This is a genomic window from Nocardioides fonticola, assembly GCF_039536805.1.
Classification (GTDB): domain Bacteria; phylum Actinomycetota; class Actinomycetes; order Propionibacteriales; family Nocardioidaceae; genus Nocardioides; species Nocardioides fonticola.
The window spans coordinates 61317-70565 of record NZ_BAAAZH010000014.1 but is presented as its reverse complement, the minus strand read 5'-3'; the positions used below and the strand labels follow the sequence as shown (position 1 = coordinate 70565).

Annotated in this window: 8 protein-coding genes; 4 read left to right on the top strand and 4 right to left on the bottom strand. The window is 73.2% G+C overall.

Annotated elements, in window-relative coordinates; all coding sequences use genetic code 11:
* Window positions 1–14: 14 nt before the first annotated feature.
* Window positions 15–1241, bottom strand: a complete 1227-nt coding sequence (locus tag ABD671_RS10970) for an acyl-CoA dehydrogenase family protein (protein ID WP_344733400.1) — start codon at window positions 1239–1241, stop codon at window positions 15–17.
* Between the two features lie 10 nt (window positions 1242–1251).
* Window positions 1252–2508 carry an acyl-CoA dehydrogenase family protein gene (locus ABD671_RS10965; RefSeq protein WP_344733399.1) on the bottom strand — a complete coding sequence of 419 codons (1257 nt, stop codon included), beginning with the start codon at window positions 2506–2508 and terminating at the stop codon, window positions 1252–1254.
* A gap of 178 nt (window positions 2509–2686) precedes the next feature.
* On the opposite strand from ABD671_RS10965, the gene ABD671_RS10960 reads away from it, so the two are divergent.
* A complete protein-coding gene (locus ABD671_RS10960; protein WP_344733398.1) occupies window positions 2687–3616 on the top strand; it encodes a LysR family transcriptional regulator in 930 nt (309 codons plus the stop codon).
* Between the two features lie 68 nt (window positions 3617–3684).
* Entirely contained in the window at window positions 3685–4704 is a 1020-nt protein-coding gene (locus ABD671_RS10955) for a DUF4349 domain-containing protein (protein ID WP_344733397.1), read from the top strand.
* Here ABD671_RS10955 and hemE read toward each other — a convergent pair.
* Window positions 4686–5738, bottom strand: coding sequence for a uroporphyrinogen decarboxylase (gene hemE, locus ABD671_RS10950; RefSeq protein WP_425574910.1), 1053 nt, complete (start codon window positions 5736–5738; stop codon window positions 4686–4688). The genes ABD671_RS10955 and hemE overlap by 19 nt on opposite strands.
* Before the next feature lie 63 nt (window positions 5739–5801).
* Between hemE and ABD671_RS10945 the strand changes: the two genes are divergently transcribed.
* Both ABD671_RS10945 and ABD671_RS10940 read left to right on the top strand, forming a co-directional pair.
* Window positions 5802–6443: a DUF3000 domain-containing protein gene (locus ABD671_RS10945; RefSeq protein ID WP_344733396.1), complete on the top strand. Its 642-nt coding sequence runs from the start codon at window positions 5802–5804 to the stop codon at window positions 6441–6443.
* Entirely contained in the window at window positions 6440–7810 is a 1371-nt protein-coding gene (locus ABD671_RS10940) for a ribonuclease D (protein WP_344733395.1), read from the top strand. Before ABD671_RS10945 ends, ABD671_RS10940 begins: the two co-directional genes overlap by 4 nt.
* Window positions 7811–7836: 26 nt before the next feature.
* On the opposite strand, the gene ABD671_RS10935 is transcribed toward ABD671_RS10940, so the two are convergent.
* The gene (locus ABD671_RS10935; RefSeq protein ID WP_344733393.1) at window positions 7837–9213 is read right to left on the bottom strand and encodes an extracellular solute-binding protein; all 1377 of its coding nucleotides are present in this window, start codon (window positions 9211–9213) and stop codon (window positions 7837–7839) included.
* Window positions 9214–9249 lie beyond the last annotated feature (36 nt).

Genomic DNA, 9249 nt, shown 5'->3' with positions numbered 1-9249 from the left:
AGGAGCAGGGCCGATCAGGACGCCGTGCCGGCGTCCCGCTGGGTCACGCCGATCGCCCAGGCGTAGGGCGGCGGAGTCCCGTTGACCAGGTAGCCGCCCACGACCCGCGACTTGAGGATGCGCGGGTTGTGGGAGGAGACCGTGCGGGCGTTGCGCCAATGCCGGTCGAGGCCCTTGGCCCGCGACGTGGCCGAGGCGCCGAGGGTGTCGAACAGGTCGCTGGTGGCCCGGAGGATCAGATCCGTGACCACCACCTGCGCGATCGCCGACTCGACCTCGGCGGTCTCGTTGAGCCGGGCGATCGATGCGCCGTCGGCTCCTGCGGCCGCGGCGACGTCCTCGACCGCCGCGGCGACCCGCAGCGTGGCGGCCTCGGCGGCGTAGATCGCGGCCGCGATCTCCCCGACCCGGGCCAGCACCTGCGCGTCGTCGCGCACCCGGGCGGCATTGGCGTGGGAGTAGTTGCGCTCCCGGCCGCGCACGGCCGTGATGGTGTCCTCGAGCGCCGCCTTGCCGATGCCGACGAGGGTCGCCAGCAGGTTCAGCTGGTAGACCGCCGTCTGGTAGGGGAACCGGTCGCCGAACGGCAGCACGTTCTCGGCCGGCACCGCCACGTTCTCGAACGTCGTGGTGCCGCTGCCGGTGCCGCGCTGACCGAAGCCGTCCCAGTCGTCGACGACCGTCACGCCGCCCTGACGGGTGTCGACGATCGCGATGGCGAAGTCGTCCTCACCCTCCTCGGGCCGGTGCGGGTTGGTGCGCCGGACATAGACGTCGGCCCACTCGGCGAAGATCGTGCCGGTCGTGTAGTACTTCTCGCCGTCGAGGCGGTAGCTGCCGTCGGCCTGCGCGGTCAGCACGGTGCGCTGGCTGTCGATCGGCGTGGGACCGACCTCCGACCAGGCGTTGCCGGCGATCTCGCCGGCCGTGAACCGGGCGAACCAGGCCGACTGGTCCTGGCCGCGACGGTGGTGCCAGAGCCGGTCCTCGGCGAAGGCGAAGTGCCCGCGGAAGGCCTGCGGCAGGTTGTTGTCGGCCGCTGCGAGGTCGATCCAGACCTGCACGAGCTCGGGCCAGCTCAACCCGTCGCCACCGGACTCCCGCGGCACCCGCAGGGCGCCCAGTCCGGCGTCCTTGAGCCGCTTGACCGGGCCGGTCGGCAGCTCGCCGTCCAGCTCCCGGCGCAGCGCGCCCTCGGCGATCTGCGGATAGAGGGCCTCGACGTTGCTCCGATGCGTCATCGCGCGCCCCTCACGTGTACCAGGTGGGCTCGGGGATCTCACCGAGCAGGAAGAACCGACCGACCTCCGCGCGCTTGTGCGCGATCGGGTCGTGGAGGCTGTGGGTGCGGATGTTGCGCCAGTAGATGTCCAGGCCGACGCTGTTGGACGTCGCCCGGGCACCGGTGACCTCGAAGATCCGCGAGCCGATGTCGAGGCCGACCTCGATCGCCACCTGCTTGGCCGCGGCGATGATGACCGCGGCCTCGCCGCGCTCCTGCTCGGTGACGGTGTCGGCGTGGGCGTTGATCGCCTCGATGTAGGTCGCGGCCTCCTCGGTCAGCGCCTCGGCCGCCCACAGGCGCGAGCGCAGGTCGCCGTAGGTCTCGAGCACGTAGAACTCCTCCGCGCCGCGGCCCTTGAGGTCGGGCGTGTAGGGCCATGCACGGGTCTTCTCGCGGGTGTAGCTGCCGGCCGTGGTCAGCGCGCCCTCGGCGATGCCGAGGTAGAAGTTGGCGAACACCAGCTGGATCAGCGGCACGTTGAGGGTGTTGTAGACCCGCGGCTGGAAGGCCCAGCCGCTCTCGGTCTTCACGAAGCCCGCGGCGGACTCCCACGGGACGCGCACGTCGACGATCTCGACGCTGCCGCTCTCGGTGAGGCGCTGGCCCAGGTTGTCCCAGTCGCCCGCGAAGCGGATGCCGGGCTGGTCGGTGGGGACGATCGCGAACACGTGGGTGTCGGTTCCCTCGATGACGCCCTCGAGCACGGTGACGTCGGAGACGCGACCGCCGGTGGAGAACGACTTGCGGCCCGAGTAGACCAGCTCGTCGCCCTCGACGCGGATGGTGAGGTCGGCGTCGCGGGGGTTGACCGCACCGCCGAAGAACCACTGGTTCTCGCCGGCGGCCTGCTCGACGGCGGCGATCTGCTCGGGCGTGCCGACCAGGCGCGCGGCCCAGGCCCACACGTAGTGGTAGCCCAGCAGCTGGCCGATCGAGCCGTCACCCGCGGCGACGGCACGGACGACGCGCAGCGCGGTCGTCCAGTCCTGGCCGGCTCCGCCGTGCTCGAGGGGAGCGAGGAGGGTGACCAGGCCGGCGTCCTTGAGGAGCTGGACCTCGGCGAAGGGGGTCTGGTTGGCGCGATCGCGCTCGACGGCGTCGACGGCGAGGTGGTTGGCGACCACCCGGGCACGCTCGACCCAGCCGTCGGGGGTGGTGGGGGTGGGGCCGAAGGTGGCACCGGCGGCGGAGACTCCGGCCGGGGCCGAGGACTGCAGCGTCATTGCTTCTCCCTGTTCGAGTCGGTGGGTTCTGCTTTGTCGATCAACTTAGTAGTGTTTGCTGAGAGTCAACCCTCCGCGGCGCATGGAATTGCCATGCACGGTGCGAGGGATCGGCCCGGCACCGCCCCGCCCCGCCCCGCCAGAACCGAACCGCCACCCCGAGTAAGGACCGCCCGCCGTGCGCATCGAACAGCTCGAATACCTCCTCGCCGTCACCCGGCACGGCTCGCTGCGACGTGCCAGCGAGAAGCTGCACATCTCCCAGCCCGCCCTCAGCGAGGCGCTCTCCAAGCTCGAACGCGAACTCGGGGTGACCCTCCTCGACCGCCGCCGCTCGGGCTCGCGCATCAGCCGCCAGGGACGCGACCTCCAGCAGCACATGGTCGAGGTGCTCGAGGCGGTCGAGCGCCTGCGCAGCGCGGCCGGCGACCAGACCACCGCCAGCCGGCTGATCCGCCTCGGCACGGTCAACGCCGCCACCTCGACCCTGCTGGTGCCGGCGGTCCGCGCCTTCCAGGAGGCGCACCCGGGCACGACCGTCGAGGTCGTGACGGTGCAGCAGAGCGACATCCACGAGGGTCTCCAAGAGGGCTCCCTCGACCTCGGCCTGGTCAACGAGCTGGCCGGCGACGACGCGCCCGTGGGCCTGCACGGCACCGAGCTCCTGCACGGCCGACCGGTCGCCGTGCTGCCCGTCGGTCACCCGCTCGCCGCCCAGGAGTCGGTGAGCATCGACGACCTGCGTGCCGAGCGGTTCGTCGGCATGCGCGCCGGCTACCTCATGCACCGCTACGCCCACCGGCTCTTCGGCCCCGACATGCCGAGCACCGTGCACAGCACCGACGGCGCGGAGATGGGCAAGTTCATGGTCGCCGAGGGCATGGGCGTCACGCTGCTGCCCGACTACAGCGTCATCGGCGACCCGCTGCACCGCGCCGGCCTCATCACCACCCGCCCGATCGCCGGCGACCGCACCGTCGTGACCCTCGTGCTCCGCCACCGCCGCCCCGACCAGATGCCGCTCCAGGTGCGCGATCTCATCGGCCGACTCACCCGGCAGGCGGCCGGCATCGCGCCGACCCCCACCGGACTGCACCCCGTGGCCTGAGCCTCGGGGCCGCCGAGGCCAGGTCCAGACCGCGGGAACCCCGCGCGCGCCGTCCTCGTCGCAGGGGCATGACCGCCCACCGCATCGCCCACCGCAACAGCACCGACCGGCACAGCACCGACCGGCGCGCCACCGGCCGCCGGAGCACTTCGCGGGTCGCCGCCGCGGCGGCCGTGCTCGCCCTCTCCCCGATCGTCGCCGGGTGCACGGGCAGTGCGTCGGACTCGACCGCATCCTCCGAGCTCGACGCCCGTGCCCCGGCAGCCGCCGGGGACGCCGGGGTCTCCGGAGCCGACGGGGGCGACGGGGGCGTCGTCGCCTCCGTGCCCGACCTCGCCGTCGGGTCGGCGGCGGGCGGCGGGACTGCCGACGTCTCGAAGGTCGCCGCCTACCAGGCCGCCGACGTCCCGACCGGTCAGGCGGTCATCTCGACCGGGACGATCCGCTCGACCTCCGACGACGTGGCGAGGGCCCGCACCAGGGCCCTCGACATCGTGACCGACCTGCGGGGCACGGTGGCCGACGAGGACACCCGCACCGACACCGACGGCACCACCACCAGCACCCACCTCGTGCTGCGGGTGCCGAGCGGCTCCTTCGCCGAGGCGATGGACCGGCTGGCGGAGGTGGGCGACCTGCGGGCCTCCTCCACGACGGCCCAGGACGTCACGACCGAGGTGCTCGACACCGACGTGCGGGTGCGGGTGCAGCGGGCCGGCATCCGCCGCATCACCGCGCTGCTCGACCGTGCCGGCAGCCTGCGCGACGTGATCCGGATCGAGTCCGAGCTGTCGCGGCGGCAGGCCGACCTGGAGTCGCTGCTCCAGCAGCAGAAGTACCTGGCCGACCAGACCTCGCTGGGCACCATCACCCTCGACATCGAACGCACCGGCACGGTGCCGGACGACGAGGACCGCACCGGCTTCCTCGGGGGGCTGCGCAGCGGATGGGACGCCTTCACCGGAGCGGCCACCGGGATCGCCACCGCCGCTGGAGCCGTCCTGCCCTTCGCGGTCGTGGCCGCGCTCGTGGGCGCGATCGTCGTGCCGCTCGTGCGGCGGCGACGCGGTCAGTCGGCCATCGGGTAGCCCTGCACGAACTCGGTCAACCGGCTGAGCTGATCGGGATCGGTGGAGGGGATGACCCCGTGGCCGAGGTTGAAGATGTGCCCGCGGGCCGCGCGTCCGGCCTCGATGATCTGCGCGGCACGCGCGGTCATGACCTCGGTGGGCGCGAAGACGAGCGTGGGGTCGAGGTTGCCCTGGACGCCGCGGTCGCCGACCTGGCCGATCGCCTGGGCCAGCGGGGTGCGCCAGTCGACACCGACGACGTCGGCGCCCGCCTCGCCCATGAGGCCCAGCAGGTTGGACGTGCCGACGCCGAAGTGGATGCGCGGGACGCCGAGGGCGCCGGCCCGCGCGAGGACCCCGGCCGAGTGCGGCATGACGTGCTCGCGGTAGTCGTCGGGGGTCAGCGCACCGGCCCAGGAGTCGAAGAGCTGGACGGCGGACGCGCCGGCCGCGACCTGCACCTCGAGGTACGCCGCGGCGATGCCCGCGATCTTGCGCATGAGGGCGTCCCAGACGTCGGGGGCGCCGAACATCATCGCCTTGGTGCGCGCATGCTCCTTCGAGGGACCACCCTCGACCAGGTAGGACGCCACGGTGAACGGGGCGCCGGCGAAGCCGATCAACGGGGTGCCGCCGAGCTCGGCGACCAGTCCGCGCACCGCCTCGGTGATGTAGGGGACGTGCTCGGGGGTGAGGTCGGGGATGGCCTCGACGTCGGCGAGGGTGCGCACCGGCTGGGCGATGACCGGGCCGACCCCGGGCTTGATGTCGAGGTCGACGCCGACCGCCTTCAGCGGCAGCACGATGTCGGAGAAGAAGATCGCCGCGTCGACGCCGTAGCGACGCACCGGCTGCAGGGTGATCTCGACGATGAGGTCGGGGTCCATGCAGCTCTCCAGCATGCCGACGCCCTCGCGCACCCGGAGGTACTCGGGCAGGGAGCGGCCGGCCTGGCGCATGAACCACACCGGCGTCCGCGACGGGCGCTCGCCGCGGGCGGCGGCCAGGAAGGGGCTGTGCGCGAGATCGGGGTGGGCGTCCAGGCTGGTCACGGGTCAAGGGTCTCACGGCGTGTTCGCACATCGGTTCGAGGCGGGTCGACCTACTGTGTCCCCATGGTCGTGCGTCCGGAGACGCGCCCCGACACCGGTGCGCCCCTCGAGCCCGCGGAGTTCCGCGAGGCGGTCCTCAGCATGGCCACGGCACGGCTGCGGCCGGAGATCCTGTGCGAGGAGATGCCCGCGCCGCAGCGCATCGCCCCGCACTCCTCCGCGCTCTCCGCCGACGTCACCGTCGACGGCGTCGACCTCGGCACCGGGCGGCTCGTGGTGCTCCACGACCCCGCCGGCAACGATGCCTGGGAGGGTACGTTCCGCTGTGTCGCCTACGTGCGCGCCGACACCGAGCCCGAGACCGACTCCGACGACACCCAGGTGTTCTGCGGTGCGGCCTGGTCGTGGCTGCTGGAGGCGCTGGAGGGCTGCGGCGCCGAGGCCCGTGCGATCTCCGGCACGGTCACCCGGGTGGTCACCGAGAGCTTCGGCGGCATGGCCGGCGAGCCGCCGACGTCCCAGGTCGAGATCCGCGCGTCCTGGACCCCGCTGCCGGAGGTGCGCGCCGACGGCGAGCTCTGGGACCTCGCACCCCACGTCGAGGCGTGGGCACAACTGCTGTGCTCGGCCGCCGGGCTCCCGCCGGTACCGGACGGCGTCGCCGTGATGCCGAGTCGACGGGGACAGCGCGGCTCGACCGGATGAGCGCGGAGGGACCCACGCCCGAGACCCCGATCGACGAGGGGGCCGGTGCCGCAGCGGAGCCGGTCCCGGTACCGCTGCTCGAACTGCGCGACGGGCTGCCCGGCGTCGTCGACACCGAGGCGGCGCTCGCGGAGTGCTGTGCGGCGATCGCGGCCGGCACCGGGCCGGTGGCCATCGACGCCGAGCGGGCCTCGGGCTACCGGTACTCCAACCGGGCCTACCTCATCCAGCTGCGCCGCGCGGGCGCGACGACCTACCTCATCGACCCCATCGCCTTCGACTCCCTCCAGCCGCTCCAGGACGCCATCGGCGACGCCGAGTGGATCCTGCATGCGGCCACACAGGACCTCCCCTGCCTGGCCGAGGTGGGCCTGCACCCGGCCGCCTTGTTCGACACCGAGCTGGCCGGCCGCCTGCTCGGCTATCCGCGGGTCGGGCTCGCGACGCTGGTGGAGACCATCCTCGGGGCCGGCATGAAGAAGGAGCACTCGGCGGTCGACTGGTCGACCCGTCCGCTGCCCGCGCCGTGGCTGGAGTACGCCGCCCTCGACGTCGAGGTGCTCCTGGAGCTGCGCGAGCACCTGGTCGCCCAGCTCGAGGCGGCCGGCAAGACCGAGTGGGCGCGCCAGGAGTTCGAGCACCTGCGCGGCTTCGAGCCGGGCGTGCGCGCCGAGGCGTGGCGACGCACCTCGGGCCTGCACCGGGTGCGCGGACGCCGCGGTCTCGGCGCGGTCAAGGCGCTGTGGGAGGTCCGCGACGAGCTGGCCCGCCAACGCGACGTGACGCCGGGCCGCATCCTCCCCGACGCCGCCATCGTGGTGGCCGCCAGCGCACTGCCGCAGGACCGCGGTGCCCTGCTGAGCCTGCGCGGCTTCCACGGCCGCGGTGCCGAGCGCTACGCCAACCGGTGGGTGAGCGCGCTGCGCGAGGTCGCGGCCCTGCCGGAGGAGGACCTGCCGGCACGCGCCCCGCGCACCGACGGCCCGCCCGTGCCGCGTGCGTGGGCGGAGAAGGATCCCGTCGCCGCCCGCCGTCTCTCCCGCGCCCGCACGACGACGTCCGCGCGCGCCGAGGAGCTCGAGCTGCCGGTCGAGAACCTGCTCACCCCCGACTCCCTGCGCCGGCTGCTGTGGACCCCGCCGCGCACCCGCGAACCCGAGGCGCTCGCGGCCGCGGTCGCCGAGCAACTCGCCGGCTACGGCGCCCGCCCATGGCAGATCGAGTTGGCCACCCCGCTCCTGGTCGAGGCGATCATCCGGGCCGACATCGAGCCGGAACCGGGTGCCGAAGACGCCGAAGACGCCGAGGACGCCGGAGACGCCGCCGCCGGTGACACCGACGGGCCGGACGGGACCGCCGAGGACTGAGCCTGGCTCCAGGCTGAGCGCGGGATCTACTCGCTGGGCGACGGCGAGGGCGAGACCGACGGCGTCGGGGGCGCCAGCACCTGCTGCGAGCGCTCGTCGATGCGCTGGGTGAGGCCGTCGAGGTCGAGGGTGCCGGGCGAGAGCACCAGGCGCCGCACGAGCCCGGCCACCCGCTCGTCGAGGGTCGCGTAGTCGTCGAGGAACGGCGGCAGCACCATCGTGCGCACCGCGCTGTTGAAGACCGAGGCGTGCATCGGCATCAAGGTCGGCTGGAGGAAGTCGTCGGAGAGGGCGACCTGCTGGTTGGTCGGCACCAGGTAGCCGGTGCGGGTGACCATCCGGACGGCGTCCGGGGAGGAGGCGAAGGCGAGGAAGTCGGCGGCCTCGACGGTGTTCGGGGTGCGTGCGGACAGGCACATGCCGATGACGTCGCCGGTCGTGGCGGAGGTCGAGATCGACGGCACGGGCAGCACGTCGAAGCGCAGGCCCTCCACGCCGCGCAGGGCGGGCACCAGCGACCGGGGGCCGAAGATCACGCCCACCTTCCCGCGCTCGAACCACCGCAGCGGCGAGGCGGCGCGCAGCTGCGCCGAGGTGAGGGTCAGCTGCGGGTCGCGCAGGATCGGCAGGATCTGCCCGAGGGCAGCCCGGCTGTCGTCGCTGGAGAGGGCCAGCGAGGTCGGCGGCGTCCCGTCGCCGAACACCGAGCCGCCGCCGGCGAGGACGAACGGCGCGAGACCGTCGAGGGTCGGGGAGACCGCGACGCCGGCGGCACCCGTGCGCGGGCGGGCCGCGAAGGTGACCGCCGCCGTGAACTGCTCGAGGTTCCAGCGGGTGTAGGGCTCGGACGGCGCGGGGAGGCCGCGCTTGGCCATCTTCGCGAAGTCGACGAGGTCGGTGTTGTAGTACGCCACCGTCGGGGAGACCGCGTAGGGCATGCACTGGAGCTTGCGGTCGTCGGAGAAGCCCTCGATCGCGTCTCGCGAGTAGCCGTCGCCGAAGTCGACGTTGCGCTCGTCGAGAAGCTCGTCGACGGGCTTGTTCAGCCCGTTCTCCTGGAGGAATGTGAGGTCGCTGCGCGAGGCCAGGAACACGTCGGGGACCGGGTGCTCGTCGTCGGCGTGACGCAGGTAGTCGACCAGTTCGTCGCGATCGCGCCAGGCCTTGACCGTGACGGTGCTGTTGTCGGAGACCGCGTTGTAGGCGCGCACCATCGACTGGTAGGCCGCGACCTCGTCGGGCGTGCCGTAGACGCCGAGGGTCAGATCGACCTTGGGCAGCGGCGCCGGCGAGGTGCTCGTGGACGGCGCGGTCGGGGCGCTGACGGGCTCGGTGTCGTCGCTGCAGCCGGCGAGGGCGAGGACGGCGGCGGCCAGCACGCCCACCACGACTCGACGATCCACGACTTCTCCCCTGCGCTCCCGGACGATCGCGGTCAC

What these genes read in the sequence shown, in the direction of transcription:
- ABD671_RS10970 (WP_344733400.1), bottom strand. Translation starts at nt 1,241, where the DNA reads ATGACGCATCGGAGCAACGTCGAGGCCCTCTATCCGCAGATCGCCGAG.
- ABD671_RS10965 (WP_344733399.1), bottom strand. Translation starts at nt 2,508, where the DNA reads ATGACGCTGCAGTCCTCGGCCCCGGCCGGAGTCTCCGCCGCCGGTGCC.
- ABD671_RS10955 (WP_344733397.1), top strand. Translation starts at nt 3,685, where the DNA reads ATGACCGCCCACCGCATCGCCCACCGCAACAGCACCGACCGGCACAGC.
- ABD671_RS10945 (WP_344733396.1), top strand. Translation starts at nt 5,802, where the DNA reads ATGGTCGTGCGTCCGGAGACGCGCCCCGACACCGGTGCGCCCCTCGAG.
- ABD671_RS10940 (WP_344733395.1), top strand. Translation starts at nt 6,440, where the DNA reads ATGAGCGCGGAGGGACCCACGCCCGAGACCCCGATCGACGAGGGGGCC.